At 63.8% G+C, this 20,090-nt stretch carries 17 protein-coding genes and 1 tRNA gene; 4 read left to right on the top strand and 14 right to left on the bottom strand.

Going from position 1 to position 20,090, the window contains the following annotated elements; genetic code table 11:
- The first annotated feature begins 6 nt into the window (after positions 1–6).
- Positions 7–963: a PDR/VanB family oxidoreductase gene (locus tag NHH88_02515; GenBank protein ID USX14687.1), complete on the top strand. Its 957-nt coding sequence runs from the start codon at positions 7–9 to the stop codon at positions 961–963.
- A 145-nt stretch (positions 964–1,108) separates the two neighbouring features.
- Here the strand turns inward: NHH88_02515 and hpaC are convergent, their stop codons facing one another.
- The gene (gene hpaC / locus NHH88_02510) at positions 1,109–1,654 is read right to left on the bottom strand and encodes a 4-hydroxyphenylacetate 3-monooxygenase, reductase component (GenBank protein USX14686.1); all 546 of its coding nucleotides are present in this window, start codon (positions 1,652–1,654) and stop codon (positions 1,109–1,111) included.
- 142 nt (positions 1,655–1,796) lie between these two features.
- On the opposite strand from hpaC, the gene NHH88_02505 reads away from it, so the two are divergent.
- Positions 1,797–2,441 carry a response regulator gene (locus tag NHH88_02505; GenBank protein USX14685.1) on the top strand — a complete coding sequence of 215 codons (645 nt, stop codon included), beginning with the start codon at positions 1,797–1,799 and terminating at the stop codon, positions 2,439–2,441.
- Between the two features lie 200 nt (positions 2,442–2,641).
- Here NHH88_02505 and NHH88_02500 read toward each other — a convergent pair whose 3' ends face one another.
- From NHH88_02500 to NHH88_02485, 4 genes are all read right to left on the bottom strand, one after another.
- The gene (locus NHH88_02500) at positions 2,642–3,568 is read right to left on the bottom strand and encodes a transporter (GenBank protein USX14684.1); all 927 of its coding nucleotides are present in this window, start codon (positions 3,566–3,568) and stop codon (positions 2,642–2,644) included.
- A gap of 59 nt (positions 3,569–3,627) precedes the next feature.
- On the bottom strand, positions 3,628–4,308 hold the full coding sequence (locus NHH88_02495) for a DJ-1/PfpI family protein (protein ID USX14683.1): 681 nt from the start codon (positions 4,306–4,308) through the stop codon (positions 3,628–3,630).
- A gap of 91 nt (positions 4,309–4,399) precedes the next feature.
- The gene (locus NHH88_02490; protein ID USX14682.1) at positions 4,400–5,641 is read right to left on the bottom strand and encodes a haloalkane dehalogenase; all 1,242 of its coding nucleotides are present in this window, start codon (positions 5,639–5,641) and stop codon (positions 4,400–4,402) included.
- Between the two features lie 60 nt (positions 5,642–5,701).
- Positions 5,702–7,132, bottom strand: a complete 1,431-nt coding sequence (locus tag NHH88_02485) for an aldehyde dehydrogenase family protein (protein USX14681.1) — start codon at positions 7,130–7,132, stop codon at positions 5,702–5,704.
- A 227-nt stretch (positions 7,133–7,359) separates the two neighbouring features.
- Between NHH88_02485 and NHH88_02480 the strand changes: the two genes are divergently transcribed.
- Entirely contained in the window at positions 7,360–8,373 is a 1,014-nt protein-coding gene (locus NHH88_02480) for a DJ-1/PfpI family protein (protein ID USX14680.1), read from the top strand.
- Between the two features lie 26 nt (positions 8,374–8,399).
- Here the strand turns inward: NHH88_02480 and NHH88_02475 are convergent, their stop codons facing one another.
- The 3 genes from NHH88_02475 to NHH88_02465 all read right to left on the bottom strand — a co-directional run bounded on the left by NHH88_02475 (position 8,400) and on the right by NHH88_02465 (position 12,233).
- A complete protein-coding gene (locus NHH88_02475; protein USX14679.1) occupies positions 8,400–9,602 on the bottom strand; it encodes a methyl-accepting chemotaxis protein in 1,203 nt (400 codons plus the stop codon).
- A 51-nt stretch (positions 9,603–9,653) separates the two neighbouring features.
- Complete coding sequence (locus NHH88_02470) at positions 9,654–11,480, bottom strand: amidohydrolase (protein USX14678.1); 1,827 nt, start codon at positions 11,478–11,480, stop codon at positions 9,654–9,656.
- Positions 11,481–12,157: 677 nt separating this feature from the next.
- A tRNA-Arg gene (locus tag NHH88_02465) sits at positions 12,158–12,233 on the bottom strand.
- Between the two features lie 203 nt (positions 12,234–12,436).
- On the opposite strand from NHH88_02465, the gene NHH88_02460 reads away from it, so the two are divergent.
- Positions 12,437–13,009, top strand: a complete 573-nt coding sequence (locus tag NHH88_02460) for a c-type cytochrome (GenBank protein USX14677.1) — start codon at positions 12,437–12,439, stop codon at positions 13,007–13,009.
- A 151-nt stretch (positions 13,010–13,160) separates the two neighbouring features.
- On the opposite strand, the gene NHH88_02455 is transcribed toward NHH88_02460, so the two are convergent.
- The 6 genes from NHH88_02455 to NHH88_02430 all read right to left on the bottom strand — a co-directional run bounded on the left by NHH88_02455 (position 13,161) and on the right by NHH88_02430 (position 19,950).
- The gene (locus NHH88_02455) at positions 13,161–14,492 is read right to left on the bottom strand and encodes a sigma-54 dependent transcriptional regulator (protein USX14676.1); all 1,332 of its coding nucleotides are present in this window, start codon (positions 14,490–14,492) and stop codon (positions 13,161–13,163) included.
- 1 nt (position 14,493) lies between these two features.
- Positions 14,494–16,266 (bottom strand): ATP-binding protein, encoded by a 1,773-nt coding sequence (locus NHH88_02450; protein ID USX14675.1) that lies wholly within the window; start codon positions 16,264–16,266, stop codon positions 14,494–14,496.
- 159 nt (positions 16,267–16,425) lie between these two features.
- Positions 16,426–17,223 carry an ABC transporter ATP-binding protein gene (locus NHH88_02445; protein ID USX14674.1) on the bottom strand — a complete coding sequence of 266 codons (798 nt, stop codon included), beginning with the start codon at positions 17,221–17,223 and terminating at the stop codon, positions 16,426–16,428.
- A 1-nt stretch (position 17,224) separates the two neighbouring features.
- The gene (locus tag NHH88_02440; protein ID USX14673.1) at positions 17,225–18,046 is read right to left on the bottom strand and encodes an ABC transporter permease; all 822 of its coding nucleotides are present in this window, start codon (positions 18,044–18,046) and stop codon (positions 17,225–17,227) included.
- 24 nt (positions 18,047–18,070) lie between these two features.
- Positions 18,071–19,051, bottom strand: a complete 981-nt coding sequence (locus NHH88_02435) for an ABC transporter substrate-binding protein (GenBank protein USX14672.1) — start codon at positions 19,049–19,051, stop codon at positions 18,071–18,073.
- A 341-nt stretch (positions 19,052–19,392) separates the two neighbouring features.
- Complete coding sequence (locus NHH88_02430; GenBank protein USX14671.1) at positions 19,393–19,950, bottom strand: hypothetical protein; 558 nt, start codon at positions 19,948–19,950, stop codon at positions 19,393–19,395.
- Positions 19,951–20,090 lie beyond the last annotated feature (140 nt).

Raw genomic sequence — 20,090 nt, 5'->3', positions numbered from 1 at the left:
GCGACCATGAAACTAACCGTCGCTAGCGTCACCACGGAAGCGCCTGGCATCCTGGCCTTCCGACTCACCGACCCGGCCGGCGTCGAATTGCCGCGCTACACGCCGGGCGCCCACGTCGATGTCACCGTGCCCGGCGGCATTGTGCGCCAGTACTCACTGTGCGGCGACCCTGCCGACCGGTCCAGCTACCTGATCGCCGTCAAGCTCGAAGCGACTTCGCGGGGCGGCTCGCGCGCGCTGCACGCCGACGTGCGGGCCGGCGCGGTGCTGGAGATCGGCGCGCCGCGCAATCTGTTCGCGCTCGACGAGGGCGCGCCGGAACACCTGCTGTTCGGCGCCGGCATCGGCATCACGCCGCTGCTGAACATGGCGTACGCGCTGAGCGCCAGCGGCGCGCGCTATACGCTGCACTACTTTGCGCGCGGCGCAGCCGACGCCGCGTTCGCCAAATTGCTGCTGTCGCCGCGCTTCGGCGCCAACGTGCGCTTCCACTACGGCGTCGCACCCGAGGCGATGGACACCGTGCTGGACGCCTGCTTGGCGGCGGCGTCGACCGGCCCCGCCGCGCACGTCTACACCTGCGGTCCAGCGCAATTCATGGACAAGGTGGTGGCGCGCGCCTCGATGGACCGGCCGTCGGAGGCGATCCACCTGGAGCACTTCAAGGCCGATCCTGTGGCGAAGTCTGGCGAGGATCACGCCTTCGAGCTGGAGCTGGCTGCCTCCGGCCAAGTGCTCGCGGTGCCACCGGGTGTCAGCATCGTCGACGTACTGGCGCGCGCCGGCATCACGCTCGACACGTCGTGCAAGGAAGGCATTTGCGGCACGTGCGTGGTGGCCGTGCTCGAAGGCGAGCCGGACCACCGCGACCATTGCCTGTCGAAGAAGGAAAAGGCGGCCAACGACCAGATCTGCGCGTGCGTGTCGCGTTCGCGTTCGGCGCGGTTGGTGTTGGACCTGTAAGGATGGGTTTGCGGATTGCAGCTAGGCGATGGCCGGAATCCAATTTACACAGCCGTCACGCCCGGCCATCCGCTCACGCGGAGGGCCGGCTTTTTTGCTGCAACGATAGGAAAACGGCGAGCGCTCTAGAGCGGGAGCGGCGCGATCAGGCGACAGCGCGAGTGGGACGCACGGTGTGGAACAGGCGGTTGAAATATATCAGGCTGTCGCGCTCTTCCCTGACGTCGATATCGTCCAGCTCGACGAACAGCACCGAGTGCGAACCGACCTCCTTGACGTCCTGAATGTGCCCTTGCAACTTGACCAGCGCGCCGGCGAGCACCGGCTGCCCAGACACGCCAGCCTGCCAGTCGTCGAAGGTAAAGCGCTCGTCCATCGCCACCTTGGTGGCGCCGGAGAAATGCATGGCCAGTTGCTCGTGCTCGCCGCTGAGCACATTGACGCACAGGTGGCCGTTTTGTTTTAACACGTCGTGCATGGCACTGTTGCGGTTGATGCAGACCAGCACCGTCGGCGGGCTGTCGGTGACCGAGCACACGGCGCTGGCGGTGATGCCGCAGCGGCCGGCGCTGCCATGGGTGGTGATGATACACACGGCCGCGGGCAGATGCGCCATCGCATGGCGGAAGGCGGTCTGGCGCGGGGTCAGGGCGGCCGGTGAAGCGGCGGGTTTGACGGTGGCAGTACTCATGCAAGTCTCCTGGGTGGTTGTGGGCGGTGCACAGCGGGTTTATGGCTAGAATACGGGACGCGCCAGCCCCGGGCAATGCGGCAGAACGCCAGTCCGGATAGGGAAATTACGTAGTCGAGACGCAGAGATGGAGAAGAAAAAGATGGAAACTTCCGTGGTGTATATCGTCGATGACGACGACGGCGCCCGCACGTCGCTGGCATGGCTGCTCAATTCGGTGAATATCCGCACTGCCTGCTTTGGCGGCGCAGCGGCGTTTCTTGCCGCCTATGACGCGCAGGTTCCTGCATGCCTGGTGCTGGACGTGCGCATGCCAGAAATCAGCGGCTTCCAGCTGCAGGAGCGGTTGAAGGAGCTGGGCAGCGAGCTGCCGATCATCTTCGTCTCCGGGCACGGCGACATTCCGATGTCGGTGCGGGCGCTGCGCGCCGGCGCCATCGACTTTTTCGAAAAACCGTACAACTCGCAGCAGATACTGGACCGCATCCAGCTGGTGCTGGGCGAGGAGGAAAAGCGTTTTCCGGAGCGCGCCAAGCGGGTCGAGCTGCGCGAAAGGCTCAAGCAACTCAGTCCGCGCGAGCGCGAGGTGCTCGACGGCATGCTGCGCGGCGACGCCAGCAAGGTCATCGCGCGCGAGCTAAACATCAGCGCCCGAACGGTCGACGTGCACCGCGCCGCCGTGAAGGAGAAACTGGGATCGCACAGCTCCGCAGGCCTGGTACGCGACGTCGTGCTGGCGTTCGGCCCGCGCATTCTGACGGGATCACGCGCCAAGCCTCGAAGCTAGGGAAAACGCGGGTGGTAGCTTTCCACGCGATACGATCGACCGCGATATTTGCATGGGAAGTCCTGTCAGGATGACAGGCTATTTTAAGGACTTGGACCGGGACGGCGATGTCAATTGGGGCGGTGTGACGCGCCACCGCGCAACAGACCTGCCTGGCAAGGCAGGCCTTCCTGGAGCCCCGCGATCGCTATCGTTCGCAGTCAGAAGTGGAATATACCCTTCAGCCAGAAGCTCTCGCCACCTGGCCGGTTGCGAACCCTGGATTCGCGTTCGAACTTTGCGCTGATTTGGAATCCATTAGCGGCCTGGAACTGGATCGCCGGGCCGATGGCGAAAGCTCTTCCCTTGTTGCCAACTATCGTCGCACCGCCCTGCTCGTCGTTGGTGACTTGCTGATAGGCGTACCCCCCGATCCCGACCGTCCAACCATTGCCGAACGCCCAGCCCAGCGAATAGTCGGCGGTCGCCTCCTGGCCAGAGCGGTAATCGGTGTCGCTGTTGCGGGCGTTAATGGTCCACATCGCCTTGACATCGGCGTTCAGTCCTTCGCGCTGGCGCCAGGTCAGCGCGGCGATGGGCTGCACCGCCCAATAGTTGCGCCCGATATTGGCGATGTCGGTGCTCCGGTAACGTCCGGTGGGTATGTAGGTGTCGAGCGCCACTACCGCGTGCAGTGCCGGGCCCAGTTGCCAGCCCAAGCCGGCGCCCATCGTCAGGTCGCCCGCACCCCGGTGACGCTGCCCGATTCCTGGCATGATTTGCAGGTCGAGGTCGACCAGCGGCAAAATCGCATGGGCCGCCAGTTTGGCGCCGGCTATCTCGACCGAGGTGACCCACAGCGCGCGGACGATGATGGCGTTGGCTGCGACGTCGAAACCGGGCGGCGAGACCACCTGGCCGTGGTCGCCGTAGAGCTTGTCCGCGCGGTACCTTTGCACATAAAGCATCTCATAGATGCCGGGTGGCGGCAGCGCGCAACAGCCGAAAAATCCCTCGGCGCCGTTACGATACTGCGAGCCGCCGTTTTCGGTGGCTTGGACCGGACTGGCCATCGACGCAGCCGCGAATACGGCGATAAGCGACCACGCGCGCGCGCCGCCTGTGTGAATATTGTTTTTGATTTTCATCTTATGTCCCCTCCAGATATGGCGTGTTATGCCGCCGGGATCCGGCGGCGCTGTTGTTCTTATATGAATCCACGCCGGATAGCGGCTTGGTCGACCAATGCATTGGGCATTTCGATGTCCAGGATCGCGCGTGCCCGCGCCAGGATCTCGGGCGGCGCCAGTTCAGGCAAGCCGGTACCGAAAGGTGGACGGGGCGCATACTCCATGCTCAATTCGGTCAATTGGCCGGCCGCCGTGCCCCCCCACAGGCCCATCATTTCCAAGCCGAAGTCGATGCCGGCCGTCATGCCGCCGCCGGTAGCCCGGTTGCGGTCGATGACCGTGCGCTTGTCGACCGGCTCGGCGCCGAAGCGGCGCAGGTATTCGCGCGAATACCAGTAACAAGCGGCCTGGTAGCCGCGCAACAATCCTGCGGCCCCGAGCAGCAGCGAGCCGTTACACACGCTGGTGACCCAGCCCGCGTCCTTGCCCAGGCGGGCGAGGTGGTCGAGAAACTGGTCGTCCTGGAGTGCGCGGAACACGCCGCCGCCGCCGCCCGGCACCAACAGCACGTCGGGTTGCTGGAAACAACTGTCAAAGTCATGCGTCGCCACGATATCGAGCCCGATATCGGTGCGTACCGGGCCGGGCCGCGCAGCCGCCAGCTGGATCTCTACGCCAGGAATAAACATCCAGCAGTTGGTCGGACCGATCAAGTCGATCGCCGTGAACTGCGGAAACAATGTTGCAAGTATCTTCATGATGACCTGAGAAAAGGTTTATGAGGCAAGGTGTATGGGACTGTGAGGCAAGCCTCCCGTCGCAGCGCCATACACGAGGATGTCGCGCGGCCTAACGACCGAGCGTGCCGAGCCAGTCGTTCAACGCCCGGCCCATGGCGTGCGGGTCGTCCTCCGGCAGCCAGTGCACGCCACGCACCGCGACTTCCTTCTGTTCTTTCCACTGGCGTAACGCTTCCAGGCGTTTGCCGAAGGTGAGCGCACCCGGCTCGCCGCGCATAAACAGCTTGGGAATACTGCTACGCGCCATCCACGCGCTATGCGCTTCCACGCGTTCGCGCACGTCGGGCCGGGCACCGCCAAGCGGCACTTGGCGCGGCCAGTCGAGCGCCGGGCGTCGGTCTTCGCCGGCTTGTTCGAAGGGACGGCGCCACGCTGCCAGTTCGGCCGGCGCGAGCGTGCGCAGCACGCCCATCGGCAGCGCCTCGACAAACGCATTGTTAGCAAGCTGCATGGCTTCGCCCTGTTCGGATTGCAGTCCCCGGAACAGCGGCTCGATCATCGGCGTCCAGTCGCTCCAATCGAACGGCGGCGTTACCGGCTCGCAGTAGGCGATGCCCGCGACAGCGCCGGGATGGTTCATGGCCCACTCGAACGCCAGATTCGATCCCCAGTCATGGGTCACGAAAACCACGTCCTTGGTCACCCCCATCTGCGCGAGCAGTTGCTCCAGATAGCGATAATGGGTGTCGAACGAGTAGGCGCCGTCGCGCGAATCGGGCAGCTTGGCCGATGCGCCCATGCCGATCAGATCGACACCGATGGCTTGGCCGTGGCTGGCAGCATAAGGCATGACATTGCGCCACATATAGGCCTGACCTATGTCGCCATGCAAGAACACGATCGGTCGTCCCCGGCCTTGCACGGCGACGCTCATGTTGAGCCCGTTCACCTCGATGGTGTGGCGCTCGCCGGTCATGGCAACGCCGATGTCCTCGCTGAAGGTTGACGGCGGCGCCAGCGCGATGTGCTCGCCCAAGATGGCCTGCGGGCTCATCGCGACGCCTCCCGCGTTCACATGATGAAAATACTCATACCAGCCCGAGGCCCTAATGGAGCTTTGCAATTGCTCGTACAGCGCCCGGTTGGGCAGGCGGTACACGGCGAACACGTCGTAGTCGACCCGCTGGTCGACGCCCTGCTCGTTATACCCCCAAGAGACGATTTCGACACCGGCGGCCAGCATACCCTGCACGGCGGGCACCAGCTTCTCGACATAAGCCGCCCGGCCCTCGACACCGAGCTGGTGCCAGCTGTCTTTGAATTTCCAGAGTTCGATGAAAATGTGTTGCATGATTTACCTTTCTAGTGGTGATAAAAAATGTCCTTGATTCGCAGGGCACGCCTGCAGGACTTATTTCGGCAAACTGATGATTTGCGCCTGGGTGACCGCCTTGAGACCGTCCAGGCCGAATTGCGTGCCCCAGCCGGAACGCTTGCTACCGCCGAAAGGCACCATGGGATGGACCATGCCGTGCTGGTTTATCCACACGGTGCCGGCCTCGAGTCGCAGCGCCACCGCCTTGGCAGCGGCAACGTCGGCGCTCCACACCGAGGCAGCCAACCCGACTGCCAGCCCATTGGCCGAGCGCACCGCGTCGTCGATGTCGGTATAGCGAATGATTGGCAACACAGGGCCGAACTGTTCCTCGTCGACCAGTGCGGCGCCGTCGGCGATGTCGGTCACCAGGGTCAACGGGAAGAAGTTGCCGGGACCACCGGGCGATTCGCCGCCGCACACCACGCGCGCGCCGCCGCGCACGGCCGCAGCGAGCAGGCGCTCGACCTTGTCGTATTGCATACGGTTCTGGATCGGACCAACCACCACGTCTGGCAGCAGGCCGTCACCCATCGGCATCGCGCGTGCCAGGTCAGCCAGTTCGCCGACCACGGCGTCGTGCACGCTGGCGTGCACATACAGGCGTTTGAGGGCCGCGCAGGTTTGGCCCATGTTGAGGAAGGCGCCCCAGAACAGGCCCATGGCGATGGCCTTGGGGTCGGCGTCAGCCAGCACGATGCCGGCGTCGTTGCCGCCCAGCTCCATCGTCGTCGGCGTCAGGTGGCGCGCCGCCAGAGCGCTGATCTTGGCCCCCGTCGCGCTCGAACCGGTGAAGGTGATCTTGTCGATCTGCGGGTTGTTCACCAATGTCGCGCCCACGGCCCCGTCGCCGCTCACGGTGTTGAGCACGCCCGGCGGCAACACGGCGGCGATCAAGCGCACCATTTCCAGGGTGCAGATACTGGTGTACTCGGACGGCTTGAGCACGACGGTATTACCCGCGCGCAGCGCCGGAATGATTTGCCAGACAGCGATCAGCAACGGCCAGTTCCACGGGGCGATGGCCGCGACCACGCCGTAGGGTCGGCGGTGCAGCTCGTCGCGCCGTGTGTCGTCCTCGAACACCACCTCCACCGGCACCTCGAGGCCGGCCGGCACCCGGGTCCACGTCTCACACCCCCACAGCTCGAAGCGCGATCCGGGCACCTGGCCCGGCCCGAGGCCACCGAGCGGTTTGCCTTGCTCCCGCGTGACGTAATCGGCCAGCAGATCGGCATTGTCCCGCAGCACATCGGCCACTGCCATCATCAGTTCGCGGCGCCGGCCGTCCGGCAGGGCCGCCCAAGCCGGCTGGGCCGCTCTTGCGGCCTCAACCGCAGCGTCCACCTGCTCCGGCGTCGACGCCGGCACCCTGCCCAGCTCCTGCCCCGTGGCCGGATTGACCGATCCGAAAGTGGTCGGCGAACTCACCGGCTCCCCGTTCACAGTGTTGCAAAATATCTTCATTTCAATGTTTCCCTGGCGCTCGCGCCGCTGGTGAAAAAGTCCATCTATCGCCTTGGCGGAGAGCCGCAGGGCTTGCAAAGTGCAACGATGAAAGGCGAGGTTAGCATCGGAACTTGACGGCAACCGGTCAATTGGCCATCAAAAACGGACAGCTCTGGCGCCAATTGCCAACGGTCCGGAAATCATGCATCCTTTAACCCATATCTACCCGGAATTAACAGACATTTATGGCCACCTCCAGCGACTTCCACACCGCGCCACCCGGCGTGCCGCGCACCGTCGTTATCATCGCCTTCGACGAAGTGACCGTGTCCGACGTCTGCGGCGTGGCCGACGTGTTCGCTGTGGCGACGCGCTTCATACGCCCGCCCGGCAGCGCCGGCTACCGGGTCATCGTCGCCTCGGTCGCCGGTCTGCCGATCCGGACCTTCTCTGGCATCGTCATCGAAACCACCGCCCTGTCGTCGATCGACCTCGACACCATCGACACCCTGGTCGTCCCCGGCGGCGGCCCGCCGCACGATCCACCAATGCCCGCTGATCTGATCGATTGGTTGGCCCGTGAAGGACACCGCGCCAGACGCTTGTGCGGCATTTGCACCGGCACCTTCCTTTTGGCCGAGGCCGGCCTCATCGGGCAGCGCAAGGTCACCACGCATTGGCAGTCGACCGATATGCTCACCAGACGCTACCCGGGCTTGCGGATCGATCCCGACCGAGTCTATCTGCGCGATGGCGGGCTGTGGACGTCGGGAGGGTTTACGGCGGCGTTGGACTTGGCGCTGGCCATTTTGGAGGACGACGAAGGCTATGCGGCCGCGATGGAGGCGGCGAGATCGATCGTGGTGTTCGTCAAACGGGGCGGCGAGCAGGCACAGGTGTCGGCCGCGCTGTCGACGCAATCGACCGCCGACCGGCAATTCAGCCGGCTGCACGCGTGGGCGATGGAGCGTCTCTCCGACGATCTTTCGGTCGAAGTGCTGGCCGCGCAGGTCGGCATGACGCCAAGAACGTTTTCACGGCGCTACGCAGAACAAACGGGGACAACCCCGGCCAAAGCGATTTACATGCTACGCATGGAGGCCGCGCTGCGCGCGATGGCCGATACGAACGCGAGCGCCAAACAGATTGCGCGCACCTGCGGCTTCGGAGATGAGCAAAACCTGCGCCGCAGCTTCCTGCGCTACTGCGGCATGAGCCCGGAACAGTATCGCAAGAACGCTGCGGCGGGCGCGCCTTAACGTCTCCTGCGCGCTGCAAGGGTGAGCTAGCCGAGCTTAAACTGTCCAACCGAACGGCGCAGCGAACCAGCCATATCGCGCAAACTGACGGTGGCGGCAGCGCATTGTTCGACCATCGCCGCATTGCCCTGCGTGGCAGCGTCCAGGCCGCCGGTGGCGGCGTCGATCTCGGTGATGCGCGCGCCTTGGTCGGCGTTGGCGCGACTGATCTCGCCAATGATGTTATTGACTTGGGAAACAGAATTTTTGATATCGGCCATGGTGCGGCCGGCGTCGCCAACCAGCGCCGTCCCATGCTCGACCTGCGCTGCGGCGTCGCCGATGAGCGCCGTTACCTCCCGTGCGGCAGTTGCGGTGCGGTGGGCAAGACCACGCACCTCGCTGGCGACGACGGCGAAGCCGCGTCCAGCGTCGCCGGCGCGTGCGGCTTCGACCGCCGCGTTCAACGCCAGGATGTTGGTCTGGAAAGCGATGCCATCAATGACGCCGATTATGTCTGAAATTTTTTTGGAACTCGCGCCGATGCTTTGCATGCGTTCGATGACCTGCCCCATCGCGCGGTCCCCTGCATCGCACACGGCACTCGCGCTTTCGGACAAGCGGGCGGCTTGGCAAGTATTCTCGAGGCTGGCGCGCACGGCATCACTAAGCTGTCCCACCGCGCCAACGGTCTGCCGTACGCGCAGCGCCTGATCCTCGGTTCGGAGCGACAGATCACCGTTGGCGGCGGCAATGTCGGCACTGGCATCGGCGACCGCCTCGGTTGCCAGACGAACGTCGCGCACCGTGTCGCCCAGTGAGCACCGCATGTTCTCCAGCGCGAATAGGAGGCGCCCCATTTCGTCGCTCCCTTCGATGGCCACCGCGTCAGACAGATGGCGCTGCGCGATGCGCGTGGCTGCCTGCTCGGCGCGGCGCACCCGCGACACCACCGACAGTGTGACGAGCAAAAATCCGCCTGGCAGGATTGCCACGGTGAGCAGCGTGACGACGACCGCCACCGTCTGGATCTGGCGGGCCTTGAGGTCGATGCTGCGCAAGCATACTGTTATACCCCCGCAGGCGGACGGCTGGTTCTGCGCCAAGCCGGCGGCGACCATGACATGCCGGCTGCCCACAATGCCACTGATGCCCAGTACGGTCGACGATGTGGCCCCGATGACGACCAGGATGATCATCTTCGTCAACATGGACCAACTATTGAGCGTCCTATAGATTGCGGTCAGCATGGCTTTACTTTCGTCAAATATCGAGTGCAAAAAGAAGGAAAACGCGACTGGTCAGCGGGCCTCATACACAACAGCTCCGTTCACCATGGTCAGCAAGCTGCACGTGGCTGCAAGTGCCTGCGGCGGCAGCGTGAAAATGTCTTGCGACAACACGGCCAGATCGGCCGCCGCGCCGGGCCTCAGGCGGCCTTTGCGCTCGCCTTGGCCCTCGGCCACCGCACTGCCGTAGGTGTAAGCGATCAGCGCCTCCTCAAGGGTCGCAGCTTCCTCGGGACGGCTTGGATGGACGATCGCGGCGAACAAGCCGAGAAAAGGATTCAGCGGCCCGTCCGAGCCGATCGCCATCGGCACGCCCGCATCGAACAGCGAGCGAAAGGCGGCATACGGGGCGGCCGCGCCGAAACGCGGACCATAGGCTTGCGGCAGCAGGAAATGCGTAGGATTCTGCGTCACGACCAGTCCCAGCGCCTTGACACGACCGATTTGCGACGGACTCAAACCATCGCCGTGCTCGATACGCAAGCCGGCAGCGCGCCAGTCAATCTCCGGCCCGAAGGACTCGACAGAATCGAGCACGGTCTCCAGGGTACGCCAGCCAATGGCATGTAACAGCAATGGCTCGCCCAGCGCCAAGTTTTCGCGCAACATCTCGCGGACCTCGGCGGCGGAGAAGTTCTCACGACCACAGGTGGCCGGATCGTCGCCATACGGCCGGCCCAGGGCGGCGCCGCGCTCGACCGGCGTGCCGTCAAGGATCCATTTGGTGCCGTCAACGCGGATACGCGCGCCAACAGCCTTTGGAAGACCTCTGCCCTCGCTGACGAGACGGCCCGCCGGCCCAGACGACGGGAAGCGGATGACGCGAACCTTGATCGGCAGGTCCGCCGAGCGCAGCATCTCCAGGTAGCGTTCCGCCGGCGTCCAAGACATGTTCTGAATGCTGGTGATGCCCCATTGGACGCATTCCTCCGACAACGAACGCAGACTGGCGACGCCCTCGTCCACGCTAGCCATCGAGGCGAAGCTGCGTTGCGGCCCCCACTGGGCATATTCGTTGATACGCCCCGACAGCCGAGCCGAGCCGGGAACGCGCTCGTAGTAGCCGCCGATTGGATCGGGGGTGTCGTCCGCGATCCCAAGGCGACGCAACGCCTCGCTGTTCAAGACGTTGGTATGGTTGGTGAAGCCCAGCAGGATCAACGGATGGTGCGGCGCGAGCAGATCGAGGTTGTCGCGATTGACAGCCCGATCGACGAGCAAGCGCATGCCCATAACGCCATAAATCCAAGTGCCAGGGTCGCACGACTGGACCGCCGTCTGGATCATCGCCCCGAGCTCGTGGAACCCGGTGTCGGCGATCGGGTCGCTCGGCAAGCGTATCCCGCACGGGTCGGGTGTGTGGTGCATGTGCGCGTCGTTGAAGCCGGGAATGACGAGCCGCCCGTCCAGCTCGAAGACCTCGGTATCCCTGCCGATGAGCTTTTCGATAGCGGCACGGTCGCCGACAGCGGCGATGCAGCCTTGATCAACCGCCAACGCCTCGGCCCACAGGTGGTCGCGGTTGGCGGTGAAGATGCGACCGCCCACAAACACCCGCTCGACCCCTCCAGGCGCGGCCGTCAGGTCAGCCGTGCGCCGCCGCAGGCCCGCTGCAGGCACAGCACCGGTGGACGAGGACGCCATGTGACCCGCAGCCCCACTACCCCCAGCCAGGGCCGGCATGTGAGTGCTCCACCGATGGGCTGCGCAAGTCCATGTTAAGGAATTGGTCAGCGGCCCCGGCACGGTCCATTCGGACGCGGCGCCGGCTTTCGCGCGGACGCGGCGCATGTTCTTGTCGTGTAACGCCAACAGCGCGAGATAGTCGCCGCGCGGCATGCAACATCCACAGCGATAGGCCTGGGGACGGCCGACGTCATCCTGTCGAGTCGGCAAGACTGGGCGCTCAGGCGGCGACATCTGCGCTGCGGTGGATGGGTATCTGGGCATAGTAGGCATCCTGGCAAGGTGATGCGTCTAGCTTACCCGGCAACATCTTCGGTCCCAGGACAAACAGCCTTCAATTCGCGCCAACGGCTCGCCAAAAACCACCGCGTACACTTATCGATGCCTCAGCGTTTCCGGTTGATTCGGGCTCACCCCAATGCCGTACTTATAAAGGTCCGCTTCGGGTGCGGAAGCAGCCGGTCCCAGATCCCTGGATCTGCGGCGGCATTAATTCGGACGTCAGGTCAAGGACGAAGTTACCCGCAGCCATTTCGACATCCCTCGGGTTTAGTCGCAACTATTCAGCGAAAATTGTCGCAGCCATTAGCAGAACGAGATGGGCGGCGGCCGGAACTGCTGCACTTTGCGTCGCATCTACTTCAAAAAGTCTCACACCCCTGTGAAAATGTTCTGAACTGCTTGGCATTATCCGAGGACGGGAAGCTGATGTTCCTATGCAACAAAAACACGGCACAAATTTGGCACAGCCAGTGTGCCAACCCACGCATAATATCGCTAAACATTGCATTGTCTTGCAATGGCTAACCTCTTGATTTTATGGGAAAAACTGGTGCGGCTGGCGGGGATCGAACCCACGACCCTTGGCTTCGGAGGCCAATACTCTATCCACTGAGCTACAGCCGCGTAGGGGGATTTCTTGAAGTGAGCCGTAGGATACCGTTTTTATCGCTTCCCGTCCACGTAAAGTGTCGTTTTGAGCACCTTTGCGTTTCCATACAGGGATTTTTGAGTCTATAATCGCCCGTTTGGTGAAGGTTTTGCAAGGCAGCTGCTTGATCAGTTTTTCGCACGCCACCCCGGCTCGACAATAGTCTGTTAAGGAAATCATGAGCGACGCACATAACGAACACGAATCCGCAATCAGAACACCCAAACAGCTTGCAGCTGCTGTGATCGGCTTTTTCTTAGTCACCGTCTTAGGCATCATCCTGCTCGTCAAGTACGTCACGGAAGATAAATTGACCGGCGCCGGCTCCAACAGCCAGGCACCGGAACAAGTCGCCGCCCGTCTCTCCCCCGTCGCCGATGCCGGCTTCACGTTCAAGGATGTGAACGCGCCGAAGGTGCTGCAATCGGGCGAAGCCATCTATACCTCCACCTGCGCGGCCTGCCATGGCGCCGGCGTCGCCGGTGCCCCGAAAGTCGGCGACGCCGGCGGCTGGGCCGCCCGAATCGCGCAAGGCTACGACACTATCGTCAAGCACGCGATCGAAGGCTTGCGCGCGATGCCGGCCAAAGGCGGCAACCCGGATCTGGACGATGTGGAAGTGGCGCGCGCCGTGGTCTTCATGGCCAACAAGTCCGGCGGCAAGTTCAAGGAACCGGAAGTGCCGGCGGCTCCAGCGGCTCCAGCAGCCCCGGGACCTGAAAAAACCGTCGATCCGGCCAATCCTAAATAAGCGGAACGCGGCACCACATCAAAACCGGCTTCAGGCCGGTTTTTTTTAACCCGCACGGCCTGACGGGGTCGTACCCCGAGGTGTACGACCCCTAAGTGGTAACGCGAGCGTATCGCTCAAGGCGCACGGGTTGGTTCAGGGCCTTTGGTCGTTACTCCTTGTTCACGCGGCCGGTGCCGATCTGGTACTTCTTCAGCTTGTCGTACAGCGTCTTGCGCGGCACCAGCAGGTTGTCGGCCGCCAGGCCGACGTTGCCGTCGACAGCCGCCAGCGCCTGGACGATCAATTCGCGCTCATGGTGGTCGACCCGCTGCGGCAGTGAGATGGCATCGCCGGCCACGGCGGCCGGCGCATTCACGGGCGCGGCGACGATCCCCAGCACCAGCCGCTCGGCGAAATTGCGCAGTTCGCGGACGTTGCCCGGCCAGTCCTCGGCCTGCCATTGCGCCATTTGCTGCGCGGTCCAAGCCGGCACAGGGCGCCGGTAGCGGGCGGCGGCGTCTGCGGTGAAGTGCGCCAGCAGCAGCGGAATGTCCTCGCGCCGGTCACGCAGGCGCGGCAGGTCGATGCTGACCACGCCAATCCGATAATACAAATCTTCGCGGAAGTGGCCCTGCGCGCTCAACTGCAGCAGATCGACCTTGGTGGCGGCGACGATCGAGCATTCCAGCGCGACCGAGTCGTTCCCGCCCAGGCGCTCGAGTTTGCGTTCCTGCAGCACGCGCAGCAGCTTGACCTGCAACGCCATCGGCATGCTTTCGATTTCGTCGAGGAAGACGGTGCCGCCCTGCGCGAACTCGAGCTTGCCCACGCGGCGCTTTTGCGCGCCGGTGAAAGCGCCCGCCTCGTGGCCGAAGATCTCGCTTTCAAACACCGATTCAGGCAGCGCGCCGCAATTGATGGCGACGAAATTGCCCTTGCGTCCGCTTGCCGCGTGCAGCAGGCGGGCGACGACTTCCTTGCCGGTGCCGGTCTGGCCGTTGATCAGCACGTCCACGCCGGACGGGGCGACGTTGCGCACCAGGACCTTCAATTGCTCGATGGCGGCCGAGCGCCCGATCAGGTCGGGCAGGTCCGGATGCTGGGCGCGGTCGGTGCGCAGCTGGCGGTTTTCCAGCACCAGGCGGCGCCGCTCCTGCGCGCGCCGCACGGCGTCCAGCAGGCGGCCGCTGGCGAAGGGCTTTTCGATGAAGTCGTAGGCGCCGCCACGCATGGCGGCCACCGCCATCTCGACGTCGCCGTGGCCGGTGACGACGATGACCGGCAACTCGGCGTCGAGCGCGGCGATCTGCGCCAGCAACTCGAGGCCGGAGCGGCCGGGCAGGCGCACGTCGGTGACGATGACGCCGGCGTAGTCGGCACGCAGCAGCGCCTGCGCCTCCTCCGCGCTGGCGCAGGCTTGCACGCTGAAGCCGCCCAGCTCCAGCGTCTGGCTGGTGGCCAGCCGCAGCGCGGCTTCGTCTTCGATCAGGATGGCCTGCACGTCATGCTCCTTGCTTTTGTAGTGGAAGGCGCAGCTCGAAGCGCGCGCCGCCGTCGGTCTGATTATGCGCCGTTAGCTGGCCGTTCATCGCCTGCACGATCGACGACGAGATCGCCAGCCCCAAGCCCAGGCCCTTGCCGGACGGCTTGGTGGTGAAAAACGGCTCGAACAGGTGCGCTACCACTTGCTCCGGGATGCCTTCGCCGCTGTCGCTGATGCTGACCAGCGCGCTGTCGCCGTCGCGCGCGAGGCGGATGGCGACAAGGCGACGCTCGGTGCTCTCGACGGCGTCAAGCGCGTTGCGCAGCAGGTTGATCAGCACTTGTTCGATGCGCACGCTGTCGCCGGTCACTTTCAGATTCTCCACGCCGACGTCGATATCGAGGCTGACGGCGTGGCGGCGGAATTCGCTCTCCAGCAAGAAGGCCGACGCCCGCACCGACGTGGCCAGCTCGACCGTACCCAGGGTTTCATCCTTGCGCGCGAATCCCTTGAGCTGGCCGATGATGGCGCCCATGCGCGCGCTCGCCTCGCTGATATGGCCGAGATTGCCCGCGACCTGCTCTCCCTGCCCGCGTTCAAGGAAGACGCGGGCGTTGTCGGCAAAGGCGCGAATTGCGGCAAGCGGCTGGTTCAGTTCATGGGTGATCCCTGTCGCCATCTGTCCCAGCATCGCCAGCTTGCCCGCCTGGACCAGTTCGTTCTGCGTCGAGCGCAGCAGGTGCTCGGTTTCCTGCAGCTTGGCGTACTTGCTTTCCAGGTGCTGGTTGGTGGTGCGCAGCTGCTGCGTGCGTTCGACGATTTTGTCGTGCAGCTCCAGCTCAGCCTTTTGCAGCGCGGCGCGCGAGGCCAGCCGCTCCTCCAGCCGGCGCCGGCGCTGGTGCGAGGCCCAGCCCGCCAGCGCGGCGCAAGCCAGCAACAGGACCGCCGCCAGCGCCCATTGCAGGCCGGCGCGCAGCACTCGCGACTGCCCGGGGAACAGCATCAGCTGCCAGCCCAGCTGCCCGACCGACTGCGTGACGAACAGGTCGGGCTGGCCACTCAGCGGCGTGACGGTCTTGCCCATGTATTGCTGGGTATGCGCCAGTTGACGCTCGGTGGCGGCGTCCAGCGGGGTCAGGCTGCGGTAGATCCAGTCCGGCCGGTTGCTAAGGAAAATGACGCCGCTGCGATCGGCCAGCACGATGGCATCGTCGCTGCTGCGCCAGGTGCGTTCGAAGTCGGCCAGGCTGATCTTGACGGCGACCACGCCGGTGACCGGTCCGCCGGCGCTGCCGTTGCCGTAGACAGGCTGGGCGATGAAGTAGCCGGCCTCGGTGGTGCTGGTGCCGATGCCGTAGAAGCGCCCCGCCCTGCCCTTGAGCGCGGCGTCGAAGTAGGGGCGGTAGGAAAAGTTTTTGCCGACAAAGCCCAGCGGCTGGTCCCAGTTGCTGGCGCCGATGGTCAGGCCGTCGCGGTCCATCACGTAGATGGCGCCGACGTTGGCCTGTTGCTGGATGGTTTTCAAGGTGCTGTTGAGGCGGCTGATCGCGCGCGCGTCGGACGGGTTCGCCAGCGCTTCGATCAGGTCGGGCTGGAAGCCGAGCACGAACGGCAGCGTCTCGTATTTTTGCAGCAGCGATTGCAGGTCCGGCGCCATCAGCTGCAATTGCCGCTGGCCTTGCAAGCGCAGGTCGGCGCGGGCGCGCGAGGTGCCGGCCAGATACGAACCGGCGATGACGCCCACCGCGCAGATCAACGCGAACAGAAGGAGCAGGGGTTTTTTGGCGCGCATCAACGGATTCTACTTCACACGAGCTCTTCTGAAACACGTAGGGCGGATTAGCGTAGCGTAATCCGTCATGCATGCGTCTCGACGGCGCACGCATTGGCCGATTACGGCGTTCCGCCTAATCCGCCCTACGTGGAACAGTGGTCAGGTGGCCAAATGATTTTAATCTACTGCGGCCATCCGCATCTCGTCGTTGTGGTGACGTTGCTGCTCTTCCATGACCAGTTGTCCCAGTTCGCGCTTGAGAGCGTTGAACTCGGCGGCGGCTGGATCGCGCAGGCGCGGCAGGTCGACCAGCATGTCGCGCTTGACGGTGCCGGGACGGTAGGTCATCACCACGATGCGGTCGGCCAGGTAGATCGCTTCCTCGATGCTGTGGGTGACGAAGATGATGGTCTTCTTCAGCTCGGCCCAGATGCGCAGTAGCTCGTCTTGCAGATTGCGGCGCGTCAGCGCGTCCAAAGCACCGAAAGGCTCGTCCATCAGCATGATCGGCGAGTCCAGCGCCAGCACGCGGGCGATAGCCACCCGCTGGCGCATGCCGCCCGACAGATCTTTCGGGAAGCGGTGACGGAAATCGCTCAGCGACAACATCGCCAGCAGCTCATCGACCTTGGCCGTGATCGCGGACTGGTCCATGCCCTTGATCTCCAGGCCGAAGGCGATGTTCTTTTCCACCGTCATCCACGGGAACAGCGCGTATTCTTGGAACACCATGCCGCGCTCCGGTCCCGGACCGGTGACCAGCTTGCCGTCGGCGGTAATGGTGCCGGACGACGGCAACGAGAAGCCGGCGACCGCGTTCAGCAGGGTCGACTTGCCGCAGCCCGAAGGCCCCAGCAGGCAGACGAACTGGCCCTGTGGAATGTCGAGGTTGATGTCCTTCAGTGCGACAACGTCACGGCTGTCGGTCTTGAAGACTTTGTTAACGCCGCTGACTTGAATATGGGTAGCGTTCATATTAATTCTCCAGACCACGGTGCCACCGCAGCAAATGATTATTCAGTTTGTTCATGCCCACGTCGATGATCAGGCCCAGCAGGCCGATGCTGATCATGCCGGCGATAATCTTGTCCGACCAGAAGTATTCGCGCGCTTCGAGGATGCGGAAGCCGAGGCCGTTGTTCACGGCGATCATCTCCGAGACGATCACGACGATGAAAGCGGTACCGATGCCGATCCGCACGCCCGACAGGATGTACGGCACGGCCGCCGGCAGCATCACGCGGATAAACATGGTGCGCTGGTTGACGCCCAGATTGCGGGCGGCGCGGATGTAGATGCCGTCGACCTGGCGCACGCCGGCGATGGTGTTGACCAACACCGGGAAGAAGGCGCCGAGCGCGATCAGGAACACGGCCGGCGCGTTGCCCAGGCCGAACCACAGGATGGCCAGCGGAATATAGGCGATCGGCGGAATCGGCCGCAGCACCTGCATCAGCGGATTGAGCCAGGCATACATGCGCTGGCTCGCGCCCATCATCAGACCCAGCGGCAAGGCCAGGCCGGCGCCCACTGCGAAGCCGACCACCACGCGGTAAAGGCTGCTCAAGGTGTCGCCCAGCAGTTCGCCGGAGAACGCCCAGCTCAGCCACGAGCTGGCCGCCGGATCGTAGGCGGTCAGCGGCAACAGATACTCGATCCATTTGCTGACCACCGCCACCGGCGACGGCAGCACTTGCGGATTGACCCAGCCGAGCATGGCGCTGGCCTGCCACAGCACGACGATCAGAATCGGGACCACCGCCCCGGTGGCGCTCTGGCGCCAGTCTTGTTTGTTCATGGTGTCTCCTGCTTTATGATGGGTTTATTTGATGCCCAGGCTTTTCTTCGACGCGTCCAGCAAATCGGTCTTGACCCAATCCTTGGCGACCGGCGGCTTGCTCATGCGGCCAACGCCGGTCTTGAGCATGATGTCGGTGGTGATCTGGATGTGCTCGGCAGTGACGTCGTAGCTGTAAGGCGAATTGCTGATCGCGTCCTCGAAGTCGTCCTTGGTGATCTGGTTCTTGAACATCGATTCGCGCACGTATTTCTCGGCCACGGCCTGGTTGTCGATGAAGGTCTTGGTGGCCTGGACGAAGCAGTTCATGAACTTCTGCGCCAGCGGACGCTTCTCGTTGTAGAACTTCTCGCTCATCACCAGGGTGCGCACCGGCTCGCCGATGGCGGTGTCGTACGGCTTCATCACTTCGACGCCGTAGCCCTTGTTGATGGCCTGCGACGACTGCGGCTCGCTCTGCATGATGGCGTCGAGGTTCTTGCCCATCAGCGCCTGGTTCAGGTCGGCGAAGGCGAGGAACACCAGCTGCACGTCCTTGCCCGGCTTGTCGGACGAGGTCAGGCCGGCTTGCGCCAGTTCGGCGATCAGCAGCACCTCGTGAATGCCGCCGCGCGTGACGCCGACTTTCTTGCCTTTCAAATCCTTGATGGACTTGATGCCTTCGTTGGGACGGGCGACAAGGCGGGCGCCGCCTTTGGCGAAGCCGGCCACGACGTAGATCGGCGCGCCGTTGGCGCGGCCGGAGATGGCCGCTTCCGAGGCGGTGGCGCCAACGTCGAGCTCGCCCGCGAGGATGGCTTGCATGACGTCGGGGCCTTTGGCGAAGATGTGCTCTTCGACCTTGAGGCCGCACTTCGGTGCGATTTCCTTGATGTATGAGACGGCGCCGTAGTGGGCGAATTTGAGGTTGCCGAGGCGGACCACTTCCTGCGCTTGCGCGGTGGATGCGAAGGCGATGGCGGCGGTCAGGGCTAACAGACGGAATTTGGGCACGAATTTAGGCATTACTTGTCTCCATTGTGGTTGTTGTTGGTGGAGACATTGCAGCTTCTGTGCCAGCGCCCGGGTGGGTGGCAAGTGCTTGATTCTTAAAGGATGAGGGAATGTGGAGATCGACGGCTACTGCGGCAAACCACAATCCGCGCAGACGGTTTTGCGGAAATCCGCGCAATCGCACGAGGCCGCGAACGCCTGCAAACCTCGGAGACACGTAGGGCGGATTAGCGCAGCGTAATCCGCCATGCATGCGTTTCGACGGCTCATGGATTGGCGGATTACGGCGTTCCGCCTAATCCGCCCTACGTGGATCCACGTTTATTCAAACGTCGCTGGCCTCGCTACGCAGCCTAGCTGCACAACCCGAACGCTTTGCGCTCCGGGAAGTAGCGGTAGGTGAACGTGCGCACCGGATATTCCTTCAACCCGATCTCGAACCCCGGCGAGACGATGTCGAAACGCTCCGGCAGCTTTGCCTTGACCCGCACCCGCACCCGCCACAACGTCTCCTCACCAGACGCGCTGGCGACGAACATGTCCGGCACCTTGGGAATCGAGTCGACGATCTCCGGCCGGGAGTTGGTTGTGCGCTGATACAACGTGACCAGCTCGGCCTTGTGCAGCACCGCCCCCTTCGGCGCGGTGACGTTGTAATCGCGTGTGAGGAAACGCGCACGCTCGCCACGCGGGATGATGTACACGAAAGTGAACTCCGCGCCGCCCTCCGGCAACGTGACCGGCGGCGTGGTCGCCACGCTCATGCCGCGCGGCAGTTCAAAGCGCGAGCCGTCCTGCCACGTCTTGCACTCGGGCGTGGTCGCCATGTAAAGATTGCCGGGCGTATAGGACTCGCCGCAGCCGCCGAGCAACAGTGGAAAAAATATCGGTGCCAGATAACGCAGACGCATGAAGACGGCTTTCCTATGGAGTAGAACCCCCAGTTTACCAGTACGCGGCCGTCCCGGGCGACTCGCATTTGGCTAGCCAAACGTTGCAAAACCGGCCTTGTCACGCGACACACAAAGGACTAAGGTGAGGTAACAGTTCT

Source organism: Oxalobacteraceae bacterium OTU3CAMAD1 (genome assembly GCA_024123915.1).
GTDB lineage: Bacteria > Pseudomonadota > Gammaproteobacteria > Burkholderiales > Burkholderiaceae_D > Rugamonas.
Note: the sequence above shows the minus strand (reverse complement) of the source record. Positions and strands in the feature narration are given on the sequence as shown.

What these genes read in the sequence shown, in the direction of transcription:
- NHH88_02515 (USX14687.1), top strand. Translation starts at nt 7, where the DNA reads ATGAAACTAACCGTCGCTAGCGTCACCACGGAAGCGCCTGGCATCCTG.
- hpaC (USX14686.1), bottom strand. Translation starts at nt 1,654, where the DNA reads ATGAGTACTGCCACCGTCAAACCCGCCGCTTCACCGGCCGCCCTGACC.
- NHH88_02505 (USX14685.1), top strand. Translation starts at nt 1,797, where the DNA reads ATGGAAACTTCCGTGGTGTATATCGTCGATGACGACGACGGCGCCCGC.
- NHH88_02500 (USX14684.1), bottom strand. Translation starts at nt 3,568, where the DNA reads ATGAAAATCAAAAACAATATTCACACAGGCGGCGCGCGCGCGTGGTCG.
- NHH88_02495 (USX14683.1), bottom strand. Translation starts at nt 4,308, where the DNA reads ATGAAGATACTTGCAACATTGTTTCCGCAGTTCACGGCGATCGACTTG.
- NHH88_02490 (USX14682.1), bottom strand. Translation starts at nt 5,641, where the DNA reads ATGCAACACATTTTCATCGAACTCTGGAAATTCAAAGACAGCTGGCAC.
- NHH88_02485 (USX14681.1), bottom strand. Translation starts at nt 7,132, where the DNA reads ATGAAGATATTTTGCAACACTGTGAACGGGGAGCCGGTGAGTTCGCCG.
- NHH88_02480 (USX14680.1), top strand. Translation starts at nt 7,360, where the DNA reads ATGGCCACCTCCAGCGACTTCCACACCGCGCCACCCGGCGTGCCGCGC.
- NHH88_02475 (USX14679.1), bottom strand. Translation starts at nt 9,602, where the DNA reads ATGCTGACCGCAATCTATAGGACGCTCAATAGTTGGTCCATGTTGACG.
- NHH88_02470 (USX14678.1), bottom strand. Translation starts at nt 11,480, where the DNA reads ATGCCGCGCGGCGACTATCTCGCGCTGTTGGCGTTACACGACAAGAAC.
- NHH88_02460 (USX14677.1), top strand. Translation starts at nt 12,437, where the DNA reads ATGAGCGACGCACATAACGAACACGAATCCGCAATCAGAACACCCAAA.
- NHH88_02450 (USX14675.1), bottom strand. Translation starts at nt 16,266, where the DNA reads ATGCGCGCCAAAAAACCCCTGCTCCTTCTGTTCGCGTTGATCTGCGCG.
- NHH88_02445 (USX14674.1), bottom strand. Translation starts at nt 17,223, where the DNA reads ATGAACGCTACCCATATTCAAGTCAGCGGCGTTAACAAAGTCTTCAAG.
- NHH88_02440 (USX14673.1), bottom strand. Translation starts at nt 18,046, where the DNA reads ATGAACAAACAAGACTGGCGCCAGAGCGCCACCGGGGCGGTGGTCCCG.
- NHH88_02435 (USX14672.1), bottom strand. Translation starts at nt 19,051, where the DNA reads ATGCCTAAATTCGTGCCCAAATTCCGTCTGTTAGCCCTGACCGCCGCC.
- NHH88_02430 (USX14671.1), bottom strand. Translation starts at nt 19,950, where the DNA reads ATGCGTCTGCGTTATCTGGCACCGATATTTTTTCCACTGTTGCTCGGC.